The following is a 23,704-nucleotide window of genomic DNA, read 5'->3' as shown; positions in this document are numbered from 1 at the left end:
CAACACTGGACGCTCACGGGAAGCGTCCCTTCGGTTACCAACCTTTGTCCTGAGGGTTTTGTAGCCGAAGACAATCTGCATGTGCAGGTTTATGCACCTTCAAACTTACGGTAAGCGCGTGGCGCTCAATAGATCGCATCATTCCCGGCACTGAATCGGAGCCTTCGAGTTGCCATTGCATATTGCAGCACAACTTCGCGTGTCGATGCCGTCTGCGAAATCGGCAACCTTCAACGCAAATGCCGGCTCTATCCGCCATCCATCCGCTGCTAACAACGATTGACGATCAGCGCAGGCCGCACGTCTCGAACAACGACACGGACCTGATTCAGATTGGACGGATCCAGCGTGACGCGGTCGACCGCGACCACGCTGCCACGCTGCCACGCCCTTGCAGCGTACGCACGAGCTCGAAGCGAACCTGACCATTAACACCGTTGACGAGAATCGTCCGCCTGGCATCAGGTGCGCTCATGCGGCAACCCCTTAGGCGTAAACTTCAGTATCGGTAAGACGCTTGCCTGCTGCGTCTTTCGCTGCCAGCAATGGCTCGAAGTTAATCGGCCACTCGATGCCGACCGCGGGATCGTTCCAGACGATGCTGCGCTCGTATTCAGGGAACCAGTAATCGGTGGTCTTGTAGAGGACCTGCGCCGATTCGCTCAACACGACGAACCCGTGTGCGAAACCAGGCGGCACCCACAACTGTTGATGGTTCTCCACCGACAGTGTGACGCCCACCCACTTGCCGAAATTCCGCGAGCTCTTGCGGATGTCGACAGCAACGTCGAACACTTCACCTTCAACCACGCGCACAAGCTTGCCCTGCGCGTTCTGGATTTGATAATGCAAGCCACGCAGCACGCCTTTCGAGGAGCGCGAATGGTTGTCCTGCACGAACTCGACGCCGGTCTCGACCTGCTCGGCGAACTCCTTCGCATTGAAGCTTTCGAAGAAAAAACCCCGCGCGTCGCCGAACACTTTCGGCTCGATAATCTTGACTTCAGGCAGTGCCGTAGCGGTTACTAGGATGGTCATGCAACTTGGTCCGTAATAATGTTTTTCAGATATCGCCCGTAGGCGTTCTTCGCGAGCGGGTTGGCGAGCGTCAGCAATTGCTCCTCGTCGATCCACGTCTAGCGGTGGACTCTCAGGCGCTCAAACGCCAATCTTATGAAGCCCTAATTTTGACGTCCTCCCCGCCCTCAGCCTGCGGCTGCCGCGCAGGGCGCGGGAAGGACGGGGATTCCTACTGCCAGACGGCGACGTCCCGCCGCGAGAATGTTGTCTGCCGCATTGATGTCGCGATGATGACACGCGCCACACTCGAGGCAGGCCCACTCTCTCATTCCAAGTCCCTCCAGGCCCTTCGGGCCTGTGCGCCTTTTACAGCAGCTACAGGTCTAGGTTGAATACGCTTCATCGACCTCATCGAACCACACGCCCGCGTAATCGCACTTGTACTGCAGCATGGTTCGGAACGAACTCCAGCCCCCGTCGAGCACGGACTTCGCCATCCGTGTCTTCGCAAGCGCCGAAGCGTTCACGTTGCCGATGAAGATGGCGCCATACTCCTGCACGAGCGCCGTGGAAAGCTTATGCAGCTGATCTTTCCGGGAATTCTTTATTTTCGCGTGAATCGCACGCACGCGAGCCTTCTTCCGCGCGCGCTGCGCCTTCGCAAGCTTAGCCTCAAGCTCGCGATAGTGGCGCGCCGGACCGACCACGTGTGCGTCGCTCAAGGCAGCAAAATCCTTCAGCCCGAGATCAATGCCAACGGACCTCGTTGCTTCTCTGTGACGCGGCCCCTGCTGTGGGCCCAGCTTCCCGCAGATGTTGATATACCACCGGCCACGTGAGTCCTCACTGATGTTGCCGGCGCCGAGTTCGTAGCCCGCGAGGCCGTAGCTGTCCCACAGCGACAGGACCATCTGGCCGATGAACAGCTGTCCGTTGCGGTAGCGGATTGCGTTTCCCTTCAAGGGTATCCAGCCCAGCGAACGCCGCGCACCACGCGACGACCGCCAGCGCAGTTTCACCTTCCGGGCCTGCTTTCTGCGCGTGGCATATTCTTCAGTGACAGCCTGGATCGTGCCCGAGTGAAGGTCAAGTCCTGCCTTGCCGGCGCCCTTCGTGAATGGATGAAAATCGTAGCCCGAGAGGAACCACCGCTCCCGTTCCCACGCCCTTACCGACAGCTCGTTGCAGTAGTTCCAGAGAAAGTTGACCGCGCGTGCCTGGCGGGGCCGTCGGGCCCCGCCCGGAGACCCTGCACTTTAGTTCAACCGTTCGGCGCCGTCACGCCAGCGGAGTTACCTCGGTCGCCGGATTGACCAGACCATCGACTTTGAACATCGACTTAATCCCCCGTACAGCCTGACGAATGCGGCTCTCATTCTCGATCAGCGCAAAACGCACATAGCCATCGCCGTAATCGCCGAATCCAATACCGGGTGATACGGACACCTTCGCCTTTTCAAGCAGACGCTTCGCAAATTCAAGCGAGCCCAGCGAACTATAGGGTTCCGGAATGCGTGCCCATATATACATTGAGGCTTTCGGCCGATCGACCAACCATCCGGCTTCGTTAAGCCCTTTGACCAAGACATTGCGTCTGCTCTCATACTGGGCAGCAATGTCCATGACACATTGCTGGTCACCTTCAAGCGCAGCGATTGCGGCGACTTGAAGCGGAGTAAACGTACCGTAGTCATGGTAGCTCTTGATGCGTGCAAGCGCATGAACCAGGTCAGCGTTTCCGACCATAAAGCCGATTCTCCAACCCGCCATGTTATAGCTCTTCGATAGCGTGAAAAACTCGACAGCGACGTTCTTCGCACCGGGTATCTGCATGATTGAAGGAGCCTTCCAGCCATCGAACACAATGTCCGCGTACGCGAGATCGTGGACAACAAGAATATCGTGCTTTCGCGCCAGTTCGATCACACGTTCAAAGAAATCGAGCTCGACGCATTGCGCCGTCGGATTAGACGGAAAACCGAGGATCATCATCTTCGGCTTCGGGTAGCTGCCCCGAATCGCGTTTTCAAGCTCAGCGAAGAAATCAACGCCTGGAATCAGCGGCACAGAGCGGATATCTGCACCAGCAATGACCGCACCATAGATGTGAATTGGATAACTTGGGTCAGGCACGAGGACCGTGTCTCCACGATCGAGCGTAGCGAGCATCAGGTGGGCGAGACCTTCCTTCGATCCGATCGTAACGATGGTTTCGCTATCTGGATCGATGTCCACCCCGTATCGCGTTTCGTACCACCGCGAAATTGCCCGACGTAGCCTCGGAATGCCTCTGGACGTCGAATAGCCGTGCGTGTCGGGCCGTAGAGCTACCTCATTAAGCTTTGCCACGATATGCGCCGGAGTGGCGCCATCGGGATTGCCCATGCTCATATCGATGATGTCCTCACCGCGGCGTCTGGCGGCGAGCTTGAGTTCGGCGGTAATGTTGAAGACGTAAGGGGGAAGTCGGTCAATGCGCGCGAAGTTGCGCTTGCCAGAACGCACAGTCATAAAATTTTCCTTGACGTAAGCGCCCGGATCCGTCCGAGCGACGTTACTGCAAAACACATCGACAGCGGCCAATGTGGTGAAACTGTGAACACAGCAATTGATGAATGATACGGTCGGCTCCACATATGAATGTCACGATGCCCGTGCTCGTCTTAACTATCGGTGAAGCCGGCTCCAGCGCCGAGCCACTTTCGCGGACCAGGCGATGTTCTGTAATAACCCGAACGCGTCGAGCCTACGCGATTTCGAGCGGCGTGGTGACCAGCACTTCGTCATTCCGGAAAGAACGGAGAATTGATTCTACGAACTTCTAACTCACGACACTACGGCGGCCCATCAAGATACATGGCTTGATGAATAACGCGGTAGCTGGAACATGTGCAAGCGACCGTCGGACTGCGCAGCGAGCTGCTTAACCGCCTTCGTTTGATGTATCGACTGGCCATCTGCAATCAGAAAAATTGGGCCGTCTTCGGTAAGGAGTAGTCGCGTCACGAAGTCGACGTATACCTCGACATTCAACGGGCCTTCAGCAAACATGAAGCGTACTTCCCCGTGAGAGTTGATCACCGAAATCAGATTACCCTTGAAGCGTCCATTCGTTACCCCGACTAGCGACGCTTTTCCCCTCTTTGCGTAGCTCGTCCCGCTGCGACAGCCCGACTGAACCATCGACTCATCCACGAACATGATCCGTGCGCCGACGGACCTAGCTTTCTTCACGATTGCCGGGTACTGCTCCCGCATCCATGTGTCGGTCAATTCAGGATCGCGATGATATGCGCGCGCCAAAGGCCGTTGTGCGGAAAGCCCGAGCTTACTAAGCAGCCTAACGACTGAATTCTTCGACATCCCGATCCCCAAATGGCGACGGATCAGTTCGCGCACAATGTCACGCGACCACAACGCAGACTCGAATTCCAATTGCATTGGGGTCTTGGTAGTCACAGCTTCGTATATGAAGTTCACATCTTCTACGGACAGCTTCATGGGGCGCCCGGGAACCGGCTTGGAACGCAACGCCTCAATGCCGCCTCTGCGGTAGGCTGCCAGCCATTCATAGATGCGCGGCCGGGTGAATCCAAGCGCACGAATGACATTCCCTGGCGACTCACCAGCCTGGACGCGCATGACTGCGTGGATCCGGATTTGTTCGAGCGCTTCATGCGAAAGCTTACGACCGTCGTCTTCTCTCATTGGGTTTTACAGAATCATTTTCGCCTTAAACCGTCGTGCGCCGAGATGTCCGCATGCTCATCAATTCCGGAACAGCAAGCAATTATCGCCACCCCGAATTCGTACCGCGTCGCCCCTTCCACGCATGCTCGTCCGTCGACACAACTGGCGTTAAACCTTATTGTTGTCACGGATCAAATTGAAATTAACGCCACACCCGCCCAGGAGAAACCGACCGCAGGAAGGTAGACGTTTATGAGCCGACGGATTCAATGTGTGCCACAGCATAAATGCGCGATTATCAAGCCACTTGAAGAGGCCCGGCACACTGCGCCGGGACTCCATGCTTGTGTCCTGCAGGCCGAAAACAACAAGCTTTGCGGGTTCAGGTGTGATGCCCGGGAACTCACGCACTTATCCCAATGCTTTTTGGGCCGAAGGATAGAGGGAGTCTCACAACATTATTCGCCGAACCACAACCTCAGGTATAGAAGCAGATACCGGGTAATCTGGCGCAGCAGATTCAGATAGCTCCCAGCAGCCGCGAATCATGCGTCGATCTTCGAATCGCTCTCGAGCACATTCATCTGGCAGCGCCGTGAGACCCCGTCCTTCAGGGCGGGGAGGACGTCAATCGGTAGGTCTTTACTTCGTCTTGAAAAATACTCTAGAAGCAGCTTGAACTTGCGTTTTCGGAGCACCGAGCGTCTTTTCCCGCCGTCGAGCGTTCGCCCTCAAACGATGTCATAGCGCTACGCTCGGGCTATGTCGTTGAAAAAGCTCGGACAGTATATGCGTGTCGAGGCTTGGTCCTAAAGACGCCACACAATAACTAGAGAACCGTAAGCTCTGTAGGTTTAGACCTGCTCACCAGTAACTTATGCGCCTATTCCAGAGCGACGCCGGCGGATAGGTCGGAGTCTACCCGGCATTGGAACTTAGGTTATCTGCACACCAGGCAGACTTTGTATAGATGCAGATTCGTAGAGAACAACCGCAGCAGTTTGTCACTGCAGGCGATTAAAGACCGGATAACCGTCGCATAGTCAAACGCAAACTCCTGTTTAATACCTGCATTCGCATTTTTGCTGTCAACTGTCTCTATCAGCTCCGCACAGATGTGTTTAAGATCGCCACTCAAGTCATAGTTGACGACTCGTCCCGACCGGCGGTTGGTCTGACAGGAGAAAGAAATCATGGTTCGCGTCGCAGTCGCTCAAGTCGGCTCCCAAATCTTCAATACCCCTAAAACGCTTGATGACATGGAAATGTGGTGTGCGCAAGCGCAGAAACAGGACATTGAGTTTCTTGTCTTTCCCGAGGCTTACATTGGTGGTTATCCCAAGGGTCTGGACTTTGGTGCCAGGGTCGGATCGCGCACCGCAGAGGGACGCGACGAATTCCTGCGCTACTGGCAGGGTGCCATCGAGATTCCGGGCCCGGAGACCGACCGGATCGGGAGCTTCGCTGCGGCCTTGAAGGCCTATCTGGTCGTCGGCGTTATTGAACGCCAGGGAGGTACCCTGTTTTGTACTGCAGTGTACTTCGGACCAGACGGACAGCTGCTCGGCAAGCACCGGAAGCTAATGCCGACCGCTAGCGAGCGACTGATCTGGGGATGCGGTGACGGTTCGACAATCCAGTTGGCAGAGTCGCCTTATGGGCGGTTCGGCGCTGCCATCTGCTGGGAAAACTACATGCCCTCCTTCCGGAGTGCGCTATACGCTCAAGGAATTCGTCTCTGGTGTGCTCCTACTGTGGACGACCGGGATATCTGGAAAGCGACCATGCGCCACATCGCATACGAGGGGCGTTGCTTCGTGCTGAGTGCGTGTCAGTACGCAACTCGCGCCGATGCCCCAGATGAGTATGCGTGCGTCCAGGGCGACGCCCCAGAAACCGTGCTCATTCAGGGAGGCAGCGTCATCGTGTCGCCGCTGGGCGATATCCTTGCAGGTCCACTTCACGATACGGAAGGCCTGCTATTCGCAAACATCGATTCCGACGACTGCGAACGTGGGAAGTTCGACCTTGACGTCGTGGGCCACTATGCACGGCCGGACGTTTTCGACCTCAGGGTAGACACTGCCGCCCGCACGGCCGTGACCTTCAATGCTCCGTTGAAGAGTAAGACCATCTACGGCATCGACGTGGCGACGAACGATCACATCTGAACTTAACGCTCCTTAATGAATACAGCAGCACTGGGTGACGCATGAATATCTTGGTGCCGTCCGGCGCACTGACCTGTCCTAGCTTACTGACACCATCAACATGACCTCCCAGGTAGCATCCCATCTTTTTCCCTCATATGCCCGTGCGCCGATACAATTCGAACGCGGCCACGGTTGTACGTTGTTTACGCCCAACGGCGACGTCTACCTCGATTTTGGCAGCGGCGTCGCGGTCAACGCATTGGGACACAGTCACCCGCGGCTCGTCCAGGCGCTTCAGCGTCAGGCAGAGAAGCTGTGGCATGTATCAAACCTCTACACGATCCCTGAACAGGAGATGTTGGCCGACCAACTTTGCGAACTCAGTTTCGCCGATCGCGTTTTCTTCTGTAATTCCGGCACCGAAGCGATTGAACTATCCATCAAGGCAGCCCGTCGGTATCACCATTGCAGCGGCGCGCCACAGCGCAACCGGATAATCACCCTCGAAGGCGCTTTCCACGGCAGGACACTGGGTTCGCTAGCGGCCACAGGTCAGGAGAAGTATCTGGAGGGCTTCGAACCGCGTGTCGATGGGTTTGACCAGGTACCCTTCGGCGATCTGCTTGCGATCGAAGAAGCCATCACCGAGCATACCGCCGGCATTCTCATTGAACCTATCCAAGGAGAAAGCGGCATCCGCCCATTGCCGCCCGGCTATCTTCATGCACTCCGTGATCTCTGCGATTTCTACGGGATTCTGCTGCTGCTCGACGAAGTGCAAACCGGCATCGGTCGTACTGGTAGTCTCTTTACCTACGCTGCCGAAGACGTTACGCCAGATATCCTGGCTGCGGCAAAGGGGCTCGGTGGTGGCTTCCCGATCGGAGCGTGCCTTGCAACTGAAGCGGTCGGGTCTGTCATGCAGCCCGGGACGCATGGATCGACGTTCGGTGGCAACCTGCTGGCCATGGCTGTAGCCAGCGAGGTGCTCGATATCATCAGTGCCCCGGCGTTTCTGGAGCGGGTACGAGATGCGTCCCTCAGGCTCATGCTGCGGTTAGACGAACTTGTATCGAAATACCCCACGGTCTTCAGCAAAGTGCGTGGCGCTGGCCTTCTGGTTGGCCTGCAGTGCGTACCTCCCGTCAGGGAAGTTCTTGCGATGCTGCACGAGCACAAACTCCTGTGTGTTCCAGCAGGCAACAACGTACTTCGGCTGTTGCCGCCGTTGACGGTCACTGACGCCGAGATCGACGAGGCAGTACTGCGACTCGATCGCGTCGCCGAACGCCTGTCCGACGCAGTTGCTGCCTGACTATCGATTCTGTGAAAGCCGTCTGCGACCGCTGTCACATGTGTCCGTCCGTCGGCGATGGTGTCCGTTTTCAGTTCAACACATCACCGTCCTTGTAAATCCCATCACCCGATGGGTATATCTAGAGCTCAATCCAACCCGTTTTCCGGAACTCAGCGTGCTGTCAACTCTCTCCTCCGAACAGAAACGCAATCTGGCCAAAATTATCGCTCAGCAGGCAGGAGCAAATGCAGATTTCGAAACCTTCTGCGATTGTCTTCTCGGACTTTGCGAAGACATTCCCGGATTCGAAACAGTTGCGCCAGGTGAAGCCCTCACGCACGACATATGGATGATTTACAGAGACGCAATCACGGCCAGGAGGCGGGCGAGCCCCCACGTATGAGCCGGCTTGACTCGTTGCACAACGGCCTTTTTGCCGTCCTTTCTGCTCACTCGGTCTGACTCGTCTCCGATCATGCGCAAGTCCCTTTTCCATAACCAGGACCAGATGATGACGGGAAAAGAACGAGTTGATCATCTCTTCGAAGCGCTGTGCTACAGGCGCCCTGTACGTCTGCGAGAGGCCGCCAAGATACTTGGCGTGTCGGAGATGACCGTGCGCCGAGACATCGCGGCCAGTACAGGCCGGCTTGTGTGCCTTGGCGGCCATGTCTTCCGTGGCCCTCTGACCTTTAATGCCACGTCAACGACCAGCCTGAAGCAAACCACCGTATCCGAGACACTCCGCTCCGTAGTTAAGCACCTCACGGACGGTGAGACGGTCTTCATTGACAGCGGTGAGCCCCTGGCAATGCTGGCCCGTCAAATTTCCGGCGAAATCAGCCTTACGGTCGTGTGCCATTCAATCGACGTCGCGAATGCGTTGCGCCAGAAACCAAACGTACGGATAGTCCTGCTCGGGGGACATTACGCGCATAACTCGGCCACGTTCTTCTCCGACGAAAGTATCGCCGTGCTTCGAAACCTCAGAATCAACACCGCGTTCATATCAGCAAGCGGCTTTGACGAAGTCCGTGGCGCGTTCTGTAACCACTTTCTGGATGCTGCGGTCAAACGGATCGCAATAACGAGTTCCTTTAAATCTCATCTCGTTGTCAACGCTGGTAAATGTGGAAAGGTCGATCCGATATGGTTCGCCAGATTCCATGATTTCGCCTCAATCATCACTGACAGTGGCGCTGTTGACCTTCGTCACGAACGGTAACGCAGCGAAGAGCAACGTGCCTCCTGCATTCACGTTGTCTCAACGTCGAATGGCCAGCATCCGGCCATTCCGTATCTTGGACATTTTCCAACAGCAGATCCAACTCATCATTGTAAAACTGATATGACAAGCGGCAATCAACCCCCACCGCAGACCGGTCATGGCGACCGGGAGCGCCTGCTTCGAATGCTCGCGGCTGTGACTTTCCTCATCTTCTTTCAGGCGTATATGGTTGCGCCGATCATACCCGCCCTGTCCCAGACTTTTAGTACGTCAGTTCAAACCGTCGCCCTGATCGTACCTGCGTATCTCATTCCATATGGCATAGCGACGCTAGTCTATGGCCCTCTGGCTGATCGCTTTGGCGTTAGCCGCGTCATTTCTGCATCATTGACCGCATTCACGGTCCTAACGATAGGGACTGCGACAGCCAAGTCTATTGAGCAAATTACCGCGTGGCGGATACTAACCGGGCTGGGCGCGAGCGGTGTCGTCCCACTCGCACTCGTGCTCGTAGGCCGGCTGTTTCCCTACGAACAGCGGGGCCGACCTCTTGGCTGGTTGTTCGGCGCCATGGCCGGGGGTATGGCAGTAGGTTCGCCGCTCGGCGCGATGCTGCTACCCATTGTCGGCTGGCGGGGACTCTTTATCTTTGTCGGTGTAGCTGGAGCAATCACCCTGGCATTGCTCCAGCGTTACGGAACACACATCACGAGAGCAGCGTCGCCTGTCAACGGCACGCTCGGTGAGGTGGTATCCGGATATCTCACCTTGCTCACTACCATCCGCGCACAGCGCACCTATGCCTACGTCTTCCTCAACTCGATGTTTCATTCAGGGGTATTTACCTGGCTCGGTGTGTTCATCGAACGACAGTATCACCTCGGACCGACAGGTATCGGACTCGCGCTGCTCGGTTACGGTATTCCCGGCTTTCTGCTCGGCCCCGTTATCGGTCGTGCAGCAGACAGGTGGGGGCGTGCCATTCTCATTCCAGTTGGGCTGTGCCTCAGCGCCATGGCTGCCGCCGCTTTGCTATTGCACCTGCCGCTTCTTTTTATACCGCTTGCTGCGATTGTGCTCTCCCTTGGTTACGACACCACACAACCGCTCTTCGCCGGCATCGTGACGTCCCTCGGTGGCAAACGTCCCGGACTGGCTATGGGGCTGAACGTGTTTTCACTCTTTGTCGGCTTCGGTGCCGGCAGCCTCATCTTTGGCGAGATCGTCCAATACAGCTTTACTCGAGCGTTGGGTACCTTCGCTGCAGCCGAACTTCTACTCGCCCTGTTCGCACTGTGGGTGTTTCGCACTGAACGACCGTCCGCCGTAACTGGTCGATAACCCGAGCGCAGCGATCGATGAAACGCGCCCGTTGCGGAAATATGCGCGATAGCACGGGCGTTCGGTCACAGGTCGTACCCGCCCAGGGCGCTCTCGCAGCGACGCACATGAGACGAAATGCCACATCTATCAAGGGGCTGCTGTGCTTTTTTTGCACTCAAGTGCTGCTTTGCAATGAGCCAGATGAGGTTGAGAATATTTTCAAACGGGCGATCAACAAAAATTGATTCCGCTCGGCGCTCCTCTCTACTCTTGCCTTGGACGGTCCCCCGGGGTCGTACAGGCAAATCGGGCATCAAATCATGGTCAGCACCGATGTTCTTTCACTTGCGCGAATCCAGTTCGCCTTTACCGTTTCGTTTCACATCATCTTCCCCGCCCTCAGCATCGGGCTTTCGAGCTTCATTGCCATTCTCGAGGGCCTGTGGCTCAAGACGGGGCGTCAGGTCTACAAGGACCTGTGTCTGTATTGGTCGAAGATATTTGCTGTCGCATTCGGCATGGGCGTTGTGTCCGGGATCGTGATGAGCTACGAATTCGGTACCAACTGGTCCGGGTTCTCGAGCTTCGCCGGTGGCGTTACCGGGCCACTGCTCGATTACGAGGTCATGACAGCGTTCTTTCTTGAGGCGGGATTCCTGGGCATCATGCTGTTCGGCTGGAATCGCGTCGGCCGCGTCGCCCACTTTGGGGCAACTGCGCTCGTCGCGATCGGGACGATCATTTCCATGTTCTGGATCCTGGCGTCGAATAGCTGGATGCAAACGCCGCAGGGATTCGCCATCGTCAACAACCGCGTGGTACCGGTCGACTGGTGGAAAATTGTCTTCAATCCGTCGTTCCCCTACCGGCTGGCCCACATGGGACTCGCGGCCTTCATCGTCGCCGCTCTGGTTGTCGCGGCCACTGGAGCATGGCACCTGCTGCGCGGACGACGCGACCCCGCCGTGCGCACGATGTTCTCGATGGCACTGTGGCTGCTGCTCGCCTTCGCACCACTGCAGATTCTTGTCGGCGACGCGCACGGCCTGAACACCCGGCGCTATCAGCCGATCAAGATTGCTGCCATCGAAGGGCTCTGGGATACCGAGCAACGCGGCACGGCGCTTAATCTCTTCGGCATTCCGGACATGGCCGCGGAGACAACCCGCTACCGTGTCGCGATTCCCCACCTCGGAAGCTTGATCCTCACGCATAGCTGGGACGGCGCGATCGTCGGCATGAAATCCGTTCCCCCCGCAGACCGGCCGAATTCCACGCTGATCTTCTGGACTTTCCGCATCATGGCTGGACTTGGCATGCTCATCGCGCTGATGGCCGTCGCCGGCTTTGTGCTGCGCCGTCGTGACCAACTCTTCAACTCACAGTTGTTTCAACGCTTTGTGCTGGTGATGGGACCATCGGGGTTCATTTGTCTGCTCGCGGGCTGGATCACTACCGAAGCCGGCCGTCAGCCGTGGGTAGTCTATGGCGTCATGCGCACTTCGCAATCGCTCTCGCCCATCACCGCGCAACAGGTCGGTGTATCGCTCTTCGCGTTCGTCGTGGTCTATTCGCTCGTCTTCGGCACCGGTATCTACTACATGATCAAGCTTGCCTGCGCCGGCCCCGCCCTCTCACCCGAGGCCGGCGGAAGCGGAGCCAGCATTTCATTGCAGCACAGCCCGGTCCCTATCGCCACACAGGTTAGGGAAACCGCAAAGATCACTATTGACCGTCACTAAATTTCCTACCGGATCTACGCCATGGATATCACCATCTGCTGGGCGGCAATCATTGCCTTTGGTGTCGGGATGTACATCGTGCTCGACGGCTTTGACCTGGGCGTCGGCATCCTCTTTCCCTTCTTTCCTCGCGACGAGGATCGCAACCGGATGATGAGCAGTGTCGCACCGGTATGGGACGGTAACGAGACCTGGATGGTACTGGGAGGCGCCTCGCTGTACGCAGTGTTCCCGATGGTCTACTCGGTCGTTTTATCCGCGCTCTATGTTCCGCTGCTCTTCATGGTGATCGGCCTGATTTTCCGCGGCGTCGCGTTCGAGATCCGTGGCAAGGCGCGCCGGACCCGCCAGCTCTGGGATCTCGCGTTCATCGGCGGATCTGCCTGTGCTACGTTCTTCCAGGGCGTAGTTCTTGGCTCCTGGCTGTCAGGAATCCCCGTTGTCAACGGTCAGTTCTCCGGTCACGCATTCGAGTGGTTCACACCTTTCAGTCTTTTCACCGGCCTCGCGTTGCTCGTTACCTATGCGCTGCTTGGCTGCTGCTGGCTGATCGCGAAAACCGATGGCGACCTGCAGCGCAAGCTCTACCGCGCTGTACTTCCGCTGACCGCACTCCAGGTGCTCACGATTATCGTGGTTACACTGTGGACACCGCTTCTCGCACCGATGTTCTCGACTCGTTGGTTCGATTCGCCCGTTCTGCACTGGCTGATCCCTATCCCGGTTCTGGTTGCTGTCTGCACCTGGGGAATGCACAAGGCCGTCCACTCGCGCCACGGCATCACACCGTTTCTGCTTGCGCTTGGATTCGCCCTGCTGGGCTATATCGGGCTGCTTGCCACCATCTGGCCATACGCGATCCTGCCTGGTATCACGATCTGGCAAGCAGCAGCGCCCCATTCGAGCCAGGCCTTCACGCTGGTCGGTGCCGTAATCATCGTGCCAATCATTCTTATCTATACAACGCTCGGTTACCGGGTCTTCCGCGGCAAGACTGACCATGCGGAACTTCACTACCACTGACCGACACCCTGCAATGCGTACGGCACTCACGCGCGGACTCTGGTTCGTCGGACTCTCGTGTGCAGGCGTGGTTTGCGTCGGAGCAGTAGCACTTGAATTCCATGTACTACTGCTCGGCGGCTAATGCGCCTGAGCTATCACCCCCAGTAGCACTCTGTTCCTCGAGCGCCCCTATACCATCACGTACAACGACGTCTCACGGAAAAAATGGAAAAAAGATGAACAAGACACTGCCCGACCGAATCCCCTTGCTACCCCACGCCGGCTTCGCCGCAGCCATGTACACCTGCCCCCTCATTGCCATTCTGCGCGGTCTGACACCCGATCACGCCGCGCCGATAGGGAGAGCACTCTATCAGGCAGGCTTTCGCGCTATCGAAGTCCCCCTTAACTCCCCGGACCCTCTCCAGAGCATACGTACGCTACGGGATACGCTGCCTCCCGAGGTCATGGTGGGAGCAGGCACGGTACTGTTGCCCAGCCAAGTCACCGACGTGGCCGACTCGGGCGGAACACTGATCGTTATGCCCCACAGTGATCCGACTGTCATCCGTGCCGCCAAAGCGGCGGGCCTTGCCTGCACACCCGGAGTGGCCACGCCAACTGAAGCATTCGCTGCGCTGTTCAACGGTGCCGACGCTCTTAAACTGTTTCCTGCGGATAGACTGTCACCCTCCACACTACGCGCCTGGCGCACCGTCATTCCATCGCAGATGCGAATCATGCCTGTCGGTGGGGTCACCCCTAGCAGTGTCAGGGGGTTTATGGAGGCTGGCGCTGGTGGCTTCGGGCTTGGCGGTAGCCTGTATCGACCGGGATATCAGGCCGAACAGGTCAGCGAGAACGCCAACCTGTTCATTACCTGCCTCGAGGATGTCCTCGCGACCATGGCCAGATAACGATTGCCCGGTCTAACGCCAACGTGCGCCCAGCGCGCCACGTCCGAATACATCCTGTACTTTTCCTATGCGTGCATTCAATTTTTCCGCCGGACCGGCAACGCTGCCCGAAGAAGTGCTAAGTCAAGCAGCGAATGAAATGCTTGACTGGCAAGACAGCGGTATGAGCGTGATGGAAATGAGCCATCGGGGCACGGAATTCACGTCGATCCACGAAGCCGCGCTCGCCGACCTGCGAGAGCTCCTGAACGTTCCCGAGTCTCACCGGATCCTGTTCATGCAGGGCGGTGGGATTGGTTCAAACGCCATCGTCCCTTTGAATCTCCTGCACGCGGCTGGGTGTGCTGACTACGTCGTGACGGGGACCTGGTCTCGCAGATCTTTCGAGGAAGCCCATAAATACTGCACTCCACGTCTGGTCGCACAGGCGAAGAGCGACGATGGTTACACATATGTGCCCCTCGTCGACATGTGGGATCTCTCCCCGGATGCAGCCTATCTCCATCTCTGTACCAATGAAACCATCGACGGCGTCGAGATCTTCACAATTCCCGATGTGCCTACAGCCCCCGTTGTGGCGGACGTCTCATCTCACATCCTCTCGCGCCCCATGGATGTTTCTGCGTGCGGCGTACTTTACGCAGGTGCGCAAAAGAACATTGGTATCGCCGGCGTTACCGTTGTCATAGTTCGCGAGGACCTGCTTGATCGAGCGCTTTCAATCTGTCCATCCGCTTTTGAATGGAGAACGATTGCTGCGAACAACTCGATGTATAACACCCCGCCGACCTATGCAATTTATATTGCCGGCTTGGTATTCAAGTGGCTCAAACAGCAGGGCGGGTTGACCGCAATTGAAGCAAAAAATATTGAAAAATCGAAACTTCTGTACGACGCCATCGATTCAAGCAGCTTCTATATCAACAGGATTGCCCGCCCGTTCCGCTCAAGGATGAACGTGCCATTCCATCTGGCCGATGAGACCCGCAACGAAGCGTTTTTCAACGGAGCAAAAGCTCGCGGGTTGCTCCAGTTGAAGGGCCACCGGCTAGTCGGTGGCATGCGGGCGTCTATCTATAACGCACTGCCTCTGGACGGGGTCAAAATGCTTGTCCAGTACATGAAGGAGTTCGAGGATGAGCATGCATGACAGCGGCAGCCTCGCCACCGGGGATAGCGTCCGCCAGCTGGCAGGCATCGGCGTTTCGTATCTGGAGATTGAATGAGTCATTTCTGGAGTGATGTCGTCCACCAGTTGACACCTTACGTACCGGGCGAACAGCCTGCGCACGCGAATCCGGTAAAGCTGAACGCGAACGAAAACCCTTATCCACCCTCACCGCGCGTTGTCGATGCAATCCGGCGAGAGCTGGATCAGGACGGCTATTCACTGCGCAAATATCCCGATCCGGAGTCGCGCGCCCTGCGCCAAACCGTGGCGCGGTACCACGGACTATCCAGCGAACAGGTTTTTGTTGGAAATGGATCGGATGAGGTGCTTGCGCATGTCTTCCAGGCACTCCTGAAGCACGACAGGCCTGTACGCTTCCCTGACATCTCCTACAGCTTTTATCCGGTGTATGCGAGATTGTACGGCGTCGCGTTTGACGCGAAACCACTCGATCGCGACTTTACCATCAACATTGACGACTACGACCCGTCTGGCGGTCCCGTACTTCTGCCCAATCCCAACGCTCCCACAGGCCTTGCGCTGCGGCTGACGGACATCACCAGGTTGCTGACGGAAAACCGAGAATTTGTGGTCGTGATTGATGAGGCATACGTTGACTTCGGTGCAGAATCCGCGGTGACCTTGATCCCAAGCCACCCCAATCTTCTGGTAATTCAAACAACATCGAAAGCACGCTCTCTGGCGGGGATGCGCGTCGGCTTCGCACTCGGCAATGAAGTACTCATTGATGCCCTCACGAGAGTAAAGGACAGCTTTAACTCTTACCCAGTCGACCGCCTTGCACAGGTCGCAGCGACCGCCGCGTACGACGACGATGCGTGGTTCCGCAAGACCTGTGCCAAAGTGATCACAAGCCGTGAACGCCTGGCACAAGGATTACGCGCACAAGGGTTCGAGGTCACACCCTCCACTGCAAACTTTGTCTTTGCGCGTCACCCCGCGCGCGATGCGACAACGCTAGTTGCGTTGCTGAGGTCACAAGGGATATTGGTCCGGCATTTCGATCTACCGCGAATCAATCAGCACCTGCGCATCTCGGTCGGGACCGACGATGAATGCGATGCGTTGCTTCGTAGCTTGCGGTCAATCCTGGGGAACCACGAACCCTGATCCGACCGCCAAAAACATCCAGCAATATCGCGAAGACATCGGGGCCGCAGCTGGCAGCCCCTCCGCATGCGTACCGCGCCCCGGTTCAGACTGGCGGAGTGAGTACCTGACCGATACAAATTGACATTTGTGGCAGACCAAACCTCTAATCGAAAGGGAAAATCATCATGCTGACGAAACCCGTGCTGATCGTTGCCGAAACGACGCAGATTCTCGCCGCCGCGCGCGCCGAGGCCGAGAAGAACAAATGGGCCGTCGCGATTGCGGTGGTCGATGACGGCGGCCACCTGCTTACCCTGCTGCGTCTGGACGGCTGCTCCCCGATCGGCGCCTACATCGCCACCGAGAAGGCCCGCACTTCGGCGCTCGGCCGACGCGAATCGAAGCGGTATGAAGACATGATCAACGGCCACCGCACCGCTTTCCTGAGCGCGCCGCTTGCCGGCATGCTGGAAGGCGGCGTACCGGTCGTTGTCGACGGCCAGGTGATCGGTGCAGTCGGCGTCTCCGGGGTGAAGGCGGATCAGGACGCGCAAGTGGCCAAGGCGGGTGCCGCCGTGCTCAACGGTTGAAAAATGCAGCATCGCAGCCTGCGAAGTAAAACGAAGGGAACAGGCCGGTGCCCTCACACTGGCCTCAGCCAAATCAAATGGAGCAGTCCATGACTCAGATGACCAAGCGAAGCGGACTGCAGGTAGCCGCGAATCTCGACCAGTTTGTCGAACAGGAAGCCCTGCCCGGCACCGGTATCGACAGCGCCGCTTTCTGGGCGGGCTTCGACGCCCTCGTGCACGAGCTGGCGCCCAGGAACCGCGCGCTGCTGGCCGAGCGCGACCGCCTGCAAACCGAACTCGACAACTGGCATCGCGCCAATCCGGGTCCGGTGCGCGACCTGCGCGCGTACCGCAGCTTCCTCGAAAGCATCGGCTATATCGTACCGGTGCCTGCCACAGTGCAAGTCACGACCGACCACGTGGACCGCGAAATCGCCGAACAGGCTGGCCCGCAACTCGTTGTGCCACTGTCGAACCAGCGCTATGCGCTCAACGCCGCCAACGCGCGCTGGGGCAGCCTGTACGACGCACTGTATGGCACCGACGCAATTCCCGAAACCGATGGCGCGGAAAGGCAAGCCGCGTTCAATCCGGTGCGTGGCGCGCGCGTGATTGCTCGCGCACGTGGGTTCCTCGACGAAGCCGCGCCGCTCGCCAACGGCTCGCATGCGGACGCCACGCACTATAGCGTCGAAGACGGCAAGCTCGTTGTGACGTTGAAGAACGGCAGCGCGGGACTGAAGACGCCCGCACACTTCATCGCCTATCAAGGTGAAGCGAGCGCGCCGTCCGCCGTGCTGTTAAAGCACAATGGGCTGCACTTCGAAATCCAGCTCGACGCGAACGATCCGATCGGCAAGACCGATGCGGCGTATGTCAAGGACGTGCTCATGGAAGCGGCGGTGAGCACCATCATCGACTGCGAAGACTCGGTCGCCGCGGTAGACGCGGGCGACAAGGTCCAGCTCTATCGCAACTGGCTCGGCCTGATGAACGGCGATCTGGTCGAAGAGGTCACGAAAAATGGCAAGACCTTCACGCGCCGTCTGAACGCCGATCGCGAATACACCGGCGCGGATGGTTCGAAGGTAAAGCTGCACGGTCGATCGCTGCTGTTTATCCGCAACGTCGGTCACCTGATGACCAACCCCGCGGTGCTCGATCGCGACGGCAACGAGATTCCCGAAGGCATTCTCGATGCGGTGATCACCACGCTGTGTGCGTTGCACGACCGCCGGCAGAAGCTCAATTCGCGCACCGGCTCAGTCTATATCGTGAAGCCGAAAATGCACGGTCCAGCGGAAGTCGCGTTTGCGAGCGAACTGTTCACGCGTGTCGAAGACCTGCTCGGCCTCCAGCGCAACACGATCAAGATGGGCATCATGGACGAGGAGCGCCGCACCAGCGTCAACCTAGCCGCATGTATTGCCGAAGCGTCGGCACGTGTCGCGTTCATCAACACCGGCTTCCTCGACCGCACCGGGGACGAGATGCATACCTCCATGCAAGCCGGTCCGATGCTGCGCAAGGGCGAGATGAAGTCGACCGCGTGGATCGGTGCCTACGAGCGCAGCAACGTGCTGGTGGGCCTCGCTGCAGGGCTGCGTGGCCGCGCGCAGATCGGCAAGGGTATGTGGGCCATGCCGGATCTGATGCATGCCATGCTCGATCAGAAGATCGCGCATCCCAGGGCTGGCGCCAATACGGCATGGGTGCCCTCGCCGACCGCTGCGACACTGCACGCACTGCACTATCACCAAGTCGACGTGCAGACCGTGCAAAAAGAGCTGGAGAAGATCGATCTCGCCAGCGTGCGCGACGAGCTGCTGGACGGCCTGCTGACGATTCCGGTTGTCGAAGCCGCGAAGTGGAACGTCGACGAAATCCGCCAGGAAGTCGAGAACAACGCACAGGGCATTCTCGGTTATGTGGTGCGATGGGTCGATCAGGGCGTCGGTTGCTCGAAGGTGCCGGACATCAACAACGTCGGCTTGATGGAAGACCGCGCGACGCTGCGTATTTCCAGCCAGCACATTGCCAACTGGCTGTATCACGGCGTCGTCACGCGCGAACTGGTGCAAGAGACGTTCGAACGGATGGCAAAGGTCGTCGACGGGCAGAATGCCGGCGATCCGCATTACCGCCCGATGGCGCCAGATTTTCAGGGCTCTTTGGCGTTCAAGGCGGCTTGCGCGCTGGTGTTCGAGGGGCGCGAACAGCCGAGCGGCTATACCGAGCCGCTGCTGCATAAATTCCGCATTGCACTGAAGGCCACTGCCTGAATCGGCTGCTACCCGTCACCGGGGCGAAAGTGCGATGCGCAAGACCGGATCCATTCGCTACGATCGCCCCTTTACATCCATCGGGCCGGCAAAAAATGATTGCATCCCTGAAAGGCCATACGACAATGGACGCAGTACGCGAAGGCCAATACAACGCAACATGCAAGGAACGGAACGCGCTGGCCGCTGCCGTTAACGGTCATGGATCGATGTTCCCACAAGGCCGATGCAACATTACGAGCGGACAGGCAGTCTTCTATCGCGACGGCGTCGAGGTATGGCGATGCGATGCCCTTCACTTCAATCTTGAGCCGGTTGTCGAGTGATCGATTGCCCGGCTGCACGACCGTCGCGCGCTATCCCTTGTCGACCTGAAGCGACCTGCCGGTTGAACCGGATGGCTCAATGGTATGCGCGACGTCGGACGATTCCGGTTCCGCCACGACCTCTCTGAGCCAGGAGATGAAGTCTGCGACCTCTGGGCGCTCCATGTTTTCTGGCAGCACTGTCAGATAGTAACCGTACGTCGGCCACGCAGTCAGGTCGAAAAGGCGCACCAGTGTTCCGCTTCCCAGATAGCCTGCTGCCATTGTCTGACGCGCGAGCGCAACCCCCTGTCCGTTCACGCATGCCTCGAGCAGGAGCCCCATGTCAAAGTAATCCACGTCGGCCGCCGGCTCTGACCAGTCCAGTCCTGCCACATCGAGCCACGGTCTCCAGGGCTCGAGCGCGCTTCGTAGCAGCGTGGCCTTTGCCAGATTCTCTGGGCGCGGAAATGGACCGTGGCGAGCAAGGTACTGTGGACTACACACGGGAAATACCGGTTCGGATAGCAGCGGAATGACTTCCTGCCCTTCGTAGCGGCCATCACCAAAACGAATCTCTATATCAGCGTCGTCCGATTTTAAACCAACCAGTGGGACAGACAGTTGAAGCGAAGCGTTCAACCGCAGATGTCGCCTGATGAAATCGGGCAGCCGGGCAACCAGCAACTGTCGTGCGAAACTCGGCGGTGAAGCGATTCTCAATGTGCGCCGAGCACTCGAGCGTGATGTCTCTAATGGAAAATGATTGAGTGAGGCAAGGCACGTTTTTACCACCTCAATATACTCGGTGCCCTTTGCGCTTAATATGTATTCGCCCTGCGCCCCCGTGAAAAGCCTGAATCCTAGGCCTTCCTGCAGTTGCCGCAGTCGATGTCCGACAGCACTCGCGGAAACATGCAGCTCGTCGGCCGCCTTGCTGAGACTGCGAAGACGGGCAACCGTCTCAAATGCCGTCAGGCAGTGAATGGGAGGTATTGAATATCGCATGGCTTGACCAGAATCTATGCACTGGCCTCGATATTACGCCCCACGGTACTGGTGTCCATTGGCACAGACACCAAGTACCTCTTCATCCATCGCCATCATCGAAGACGCCAGACGCCAGATCGCCGTTCGGTTCGGCCAGGACTAACCGCGAGTGTTTGCCGCGAAGGTTGGTGCGGCCATTCTGCCAACCGTATCGCTATCCCGAAGTCCACTGGCGCCGTCATATCTCAGTGTCCAATCTGAACAAAGCGTGGAATGGCCCACGTACTGGCGCGCGAAACAGGAGTAGCCCCCGTAAGCAACGTCGCGCAATGCTGACCTCAACGCCATGCGCGAAGGAGTATCGAACACACTACGCCGCCACTAGCGCGTCGTCCGAGTCGATTTCGGAGCGAGACTTCGTTCGGCGGACTACCACACACTGCTTCAGATAACAGCCGCTAGCGCATTGATGACGGTTTCAGCATTGCGGCTCGCTCTCTCAAGGCGCGCGAGAACACAGCCCTGTCGCTGCCCACGCTAAATAGCCGGACCCCCTTCGCAAGCCAGTGATCGCGCTCCGCAGCCAGATCCGACGGAGTTGCCGAAAAAAGAGAGGCGACCACCTCCACATTCCTGCTACGCGCTTTCTCGACCACCCGCTCAAGCATCCCCGTGACTTCCGGGTGAAACGGTTGCCCCCTGAATCCTATCTCATGAGAGAGGTCGAACGGCCCGAGCGCAATCGCATCGAGTCCTTCAACGGCGAGGATCTCATCGATATTTGCGACCCCTTCAACTGTCTCTATTAGCGCCCACACCGTAACGTTCTCGTTGGACCAGCGTGCAAAACTGTCCCAATCATCGGCTAAGTACCGGGCCGCACGCGTACTGGGGCAGGCTCCACGGAGCCCGCGATTGCTACCCACCTTATATCGTGCGTAATCCACAGCTGCCTGTGCCTGAATTGCAGTCGAAACATTCGGAACAATGACACCCATGGCGCCACCATCCAGTGCACGCATAATCGAGGCCGCATCGAGTGCTGGCACACGAAACAGAGGGGTCATTCCCTGTGCATCCGCCGCCCGGAACATCTCGACTGCGCGTTCGAGGTCAAACGACCCGTGCTCCGCGTCGATCCAGACGAAATCGAACTCCGATGACCCACACATTTCGATGACTTCCGGCGACGCCAGTTGCACCGTTATTCCAGACACAACATCGGCCGCGGAAATCTTCAGATTTGTACGATTGATGCGCTGTGACGATTGATTTGGCATATTCTCTTATGTTCAGTCAGTTTGCTTGGGTTGACGAGATGACCAGTTCTTCCGTCGCGGACCGGGAACGCTGCGCGGGTGAATTTCCAAGTACTCGCTGCATATCTTCGAAGCCGCTGTACGCCGCAGGTTCCCGCGTGAACAGTGACGCGGCAATGGCCGATGCGAAGGAAAGCGGAATCGAGAACAGCGCCGGGTTCTTCATCGGAAAACACCACCACAGACGGGCAAATTCTGCAGGCGTCCGGTGCAGAACATCGATTTGCACGGTGGGCGAAAGCATGATCAGAAGAACAGCAGAGCTTGCGCCTACGAGAATCCCCCATACAGCACCAGTTGTGGTCAACCGCCGCCAGAAAAGCGCCAGCGCGAGAACCGGGAAATTCGCCGACGCCGCGATTGAATAGCTCAGTCCCACCATAAACGCCACGTTCTGGTGTTCAAATGCAAGCGCAAGGAAAACGGCTGCTATGGACACAACAGTTGCTGCGACGCGCGCAACTCGTGCTTCATTGGCCGATCGCCCCTGCTTCACGACGCCAGCCCATATATCATGTGCGAACGTCGTTGCAGCAGACAAGGTTAGTCCCGCCACAACTGCCAGCGTGGTGGAAAACGCCACCGCACAGACATAGCCAAAAAAAGCGTTGCCACCGAGCATGCGGCTCAGCAGCGGCACAGCCATATTCCCGCCACCACCAGCTGCAGCGATTGCCGAACGTCCCAAAAGCGCCAGGCAGCCGAACCCGAGCAGCAAGACTATGATGTGAAAAACGCCCACAATTCCGGTGCAATACAGGGCCGATCGTCTGGCTTCGGCCGGCGTGCTGACGGTCAGGAAACGCGTGAGGATCTGCGGCATACCGAGAGCGCCGACGGTCATGGCGATTGCAAGGGAGATGGTGTCCCAACGAGCGATGCCGTGACTCGGGCGTGGTGCGAGGACTTCGATGCCATAGGCTGCCGTGACGGCTCTGAGCATCGTGAATATGTTGAACTGGAACCGGGACAGTACAAGCACTGTCAGCACAATCGCGCCGCCCAGCAACAGGATCGCCTTGATTATCTGCACCCAGGTTGTGGCCCGCATTCCTCCAAAGAGCACATAACAAAGCATGATCGCCCCGACGCAGGCGACGGCGGGAAAATACGGAAGCCCAAAAATCAGATTGACCAGGCCACCTGCAGCAATCAACTGGGTAATCAGATAGAACAGCACGATCGGGATGCTAGCCAGCACGACCGCGATTCTGACCGGTTGTTTCGACAGACGCCATGCAATCACGTCGGTCAGTGTGAACGTTCCCAGTCGTTTGATCGGCTGCGCCAGTCCAAAGAGAATCAGAGGCCAGCTCCCAACAACACAGATGCTGTACAGAATTGCGTCAAAACCTGTGAGAGCCAGTGCTCCTGTCATGCCAAGCAGTGCAGCAGCACTCAGAAACTCTCCCGCCATGGCAAATGCGTTCTGACCAGCGCCAATCTGTCCGCCTGCATTGAAGAACTCGCTGGCAGACTGTGCCTTGCGCGAAGCGAAAACGGTGATACCGACAGTGACGAGCAGGAAGGCAAAGAAACAGAACAGCGCGGCTCCGTTTGTGTGTGTCGTGACCATA

19 protein-coding genes and 2 pseudogenes are annotated in these 23,704 nt (G+C 57.7%); 11 read left to right on the top strand and 10 right to left on the bottom strand.

Annotated elements, in window-relative coordinates:
• Positions 1-278: 278 nt before the first annotated feature.
• From WN982_RS27560 to WN982_RS27530, 7 genes and pseudogenes are all read right to left on the bottom strand, one after another.
• A pseudogene (locus WN982_RS27560) lies at positions 279-475 on the bottom strand (sugar nucleotide-binding protein); the annotation flags it as partial.
• A gap of 11 nt (positions 476-486) precedes the next feature.
• Positions 487-1,038, bottom strand: a complete 552-nt coding sequence (gene rfbC / locus WN982_RS27555; RefSeq protein WP_341318755.1) for a dTDP-4-dehydrorhamnose 3,5-epimerase — start codon at positions 1,036-1,038, stop codon at positions 487-489.
• A pseudogene (locus tag WN982_RS27550) lies at positions 1,035-1,145 on the bottom strand (glucose-1-phosphate thymidylyltransferase); the annotation flags it as partial. The gene rfbC and the pseudogene WN982_RS27550, both read right to left, overlap by 4 nt.
• Before the next feature lie 60 nt (positions 1,146-1,205).
• Positions 1,206-1,349 carry a zinc ribbon domain-containing protein gene (locus WN982_RS27545; RefSeq protein WP_341318754.1) on the bottom strand — a complete coding sequence of 48 codons (144 nt, stop codon included), beginning with the start codon at positions 1,347-1,349 and terminating at the stop codon, positions 1,206-1,208.
• Positions 1,350-1,403: 54 nt separating this feature from the next.
• Positions 1,404-2,198, bottom strand: coding sequence for a transposase (locus tag WN982_RS27540; protein WP_341319439.1), 795 nt, complete (start codon positions 2,196-2,198; stop codon positions 1,404-1,406).
• A 100-nt stretch (positions 2,199-2,298) separates the two neighbouring features.
• Positions 2,299-3,531 carry an alanine transaminase gene (gene alaC, locus WN982_RS27535; protein WP_341318753.1) on the bottom strand — a complete coding sequence of 411 codons (1,233 nt, stop codon included), beginning with the start codon at positions 3,529-3,531 and terminating at the stop codon, positions 2,299-2,301.
• Positions 3,532-3,867: 336 nt separating this feature from the next.
• Positions 3,868-4,728, bottom strand: a complete 861-nt coding sequence (locus WN982_RS27530) for an IS630 family transposase (protein ID WP_341318752.1) — start codon at positions 4,726-4,728, stop codon at positions 3,868-3,870.
• Between the two features lie 1,175 nt (positions 4,729-5,903).
• Between WN982_RS27530 and WN982_RS27525 the strand changes: the two genes are divergently transcribed.
• The 11 genes from WN982_RS27525 (at position 5,904) to WN982_RS27475 (ending at position 19,513) form a co-directional block, all read left to right on the top strand.
• On the top strand, positions 5,904-6,881 hold the full coding sequence (locus WN982_RS27525; protein WP_341318751.1) for a nitrilase-related carbon-nitrogen hydrolase: 978 nt from the start codon (positions 5,904-5,906) through the stop codon (positions 6,879-6,881).
• 100 nt (positions 6,882-6,981) lie between these two features.
• Positions 6,982-8,178 carry an aspartate aminotransferase family protein gene (locus tag WN982_RS27520; protein ID WP_341318750.1) on the top strand — a complete coding sequence of 399 codons (1,197 nt, stop codon included), beginning with the start codon at positions 6,982-6,984 and terminating at the stop codon, positions 8,176-8,178.
• Between the two features lie 457 nt (positions 8,179-8,635).
• The gene (locus WN982_RS27515; RefSeq protein ID WP_341318749.1) at positions 8,636-9,385 is read left to right on the top strand and encodes a DeoR/GlpR family DNA-binding transcription regulator; all 750 of its coding nucleotides are present in this window, start codon (positions 8,636-8,638) and stop codon (positions 9,383-9,385) included.
• A gap of 123 nt (positions 9,386-9,508) precedes the next feature.
• A complete protein-coding gene (locus tag WN982_RS27510; protein WP_341318748.1) occupies positions 9,509-10,729 on the top strand; it encodes an MFS transporter in 1,221 nt (406 codons plus the stop codon).
• A 302-nt stretch (positions 10,730-11,031) separates the two neighbouring features.
• Positions 11,032-12,453, top strand: coding sequence for a cytochrome ubiquinol oxidase subunit I (locus WN982_RS27505; RefSeq protein WP_341318747.1), 1,422 nt, complete (start codon positions 11,032-11,034; stop codon positions 12,451-12,453).
• A 21-nt stretch (positions 12,454-12,474) separates the two neighbouring features.
• Positions 12,475-13,476, top strand: coding sequence for a cytochrome d ubiquinol oxidase subunit II (cydB, locus tag WN982_RS27500; protein WP_341318746.1), 1,002 nt, complete (start codon positions 12,475-12,477; stop codon positions 13,474-13,476).
• A 218-nt stretch (positions 13,477-13,694) separates the two neighbouring features.
• Positions 13,695-14,375, top strand: a complete 681-nt coding sequence (locus WN982_RS27495; protein WP_341318745.1) for a 2-dehydro-3-deoxy-6-phosphogalactonate aldolase — start codon at positions 13,695-13,697, stop codon at positions 14,373-14,375.
• 67 nt (positions 14,376-14,442) lie between these two features.
• A complete protein-coding gene (serC, locus tag WN982_RS27490; protein WP_341318744.1) occupies positions 14,443-15,525 on the top strand; it encodes a 3-phosphoserine/phosphohydroxythreonine transaminase in 1,083 nt (360 codons plus the stop codon).
• A gap of 72 nt (positions 15,526-15,597) precedes the next feature.
• Entirely contained in the window at positions 15,598-16,677 is a 1,080-nt protein-coding gene (gene hisC / locus WN982_RS27485) for a histidinol-phosphate transaminase (protein WP_341318743.1), read from the top strand.
• 167 nt (positions 16,678-16,844) lie between these two features.
• Positions 16,845-17,249 (top strand): heme-binding protein, encoded by a 405-nt coding sequence (locus tag WN982_RS27480; protein ID WP_341318742.1) that lies wholly within the window; start codon positions 16,845-16,847, stop codon positions 17,247-17,249.
• A gap of 89 nt (positions 17,250-17,338) precedes the next feature.
• Complete coding sequence (locus tag WN982_RS27475; RefSeq protein WP_341318741.1) at positions 17,339-19,513, top strand: malate synthase G; 2,175 nt, start codon at positions 17,339-17,341, stop codon at positions 19,511-19,513.
• A 356-nt stretch (positions 19,514-19,869) separates the two neighbouring features.
• Here the strand turns inward: WN982_RS27475 and WN982_RS27470 are convergent, their stop codons facing one another.
• The 3 genes from WN982_RS27470 to WN982_RS27460 form a co-directional block, all read right to left on the bottom strand.
• Positions 19,870-20,826, bottom strand: a complete 957-nt coding sequence (locus WN982_RS27470) for a LysR substrate-binding domain-containing protein (protein WP_341318740.1) — start codon at positions 20,824-20,826, stop codon at positions 19,870-19,872.
• A gap of 440 nt (positions 20,827-21,266) precedes the next feature.
• A complete protein-coding gene (locus WN982_RS27465; protein ID WP_341318739.1) occupies positions 21,267-22,088 on the bottom strand; it encodes an aldolase/citrate lyase family protein in 822 nt (273 codons plus the stop codon).
• A gap of 16 nt (positions 22,089-22,104) precedes the next feature.
• On the bottom strand, positions 22,105-23,703 hold the full coding sequence (locus WN982_RS27460; RefSeq protein WP_341318738.1) for a cation acetate symporter: 1,599 nt from the start codon (positions 23,701-23,703) through the stop codon (positions 22,105-22,107).
• Position 23,704 lies beyond the last annotated feature (1 nt).

The organism is Paraburkholderia sp. IMGN_8 (assembly GCF_038050405.1).
Lineage (GTDB): Bacteria > Pseudomonadota > Gammaproteobacteria > Burkholderiales > Burkholderiaceae > Paraburkholderia.
Note: the sequence above shows the minus strand (reverse complement) of the source record. Positions and strands in the feature narration are given on the sequence as shown.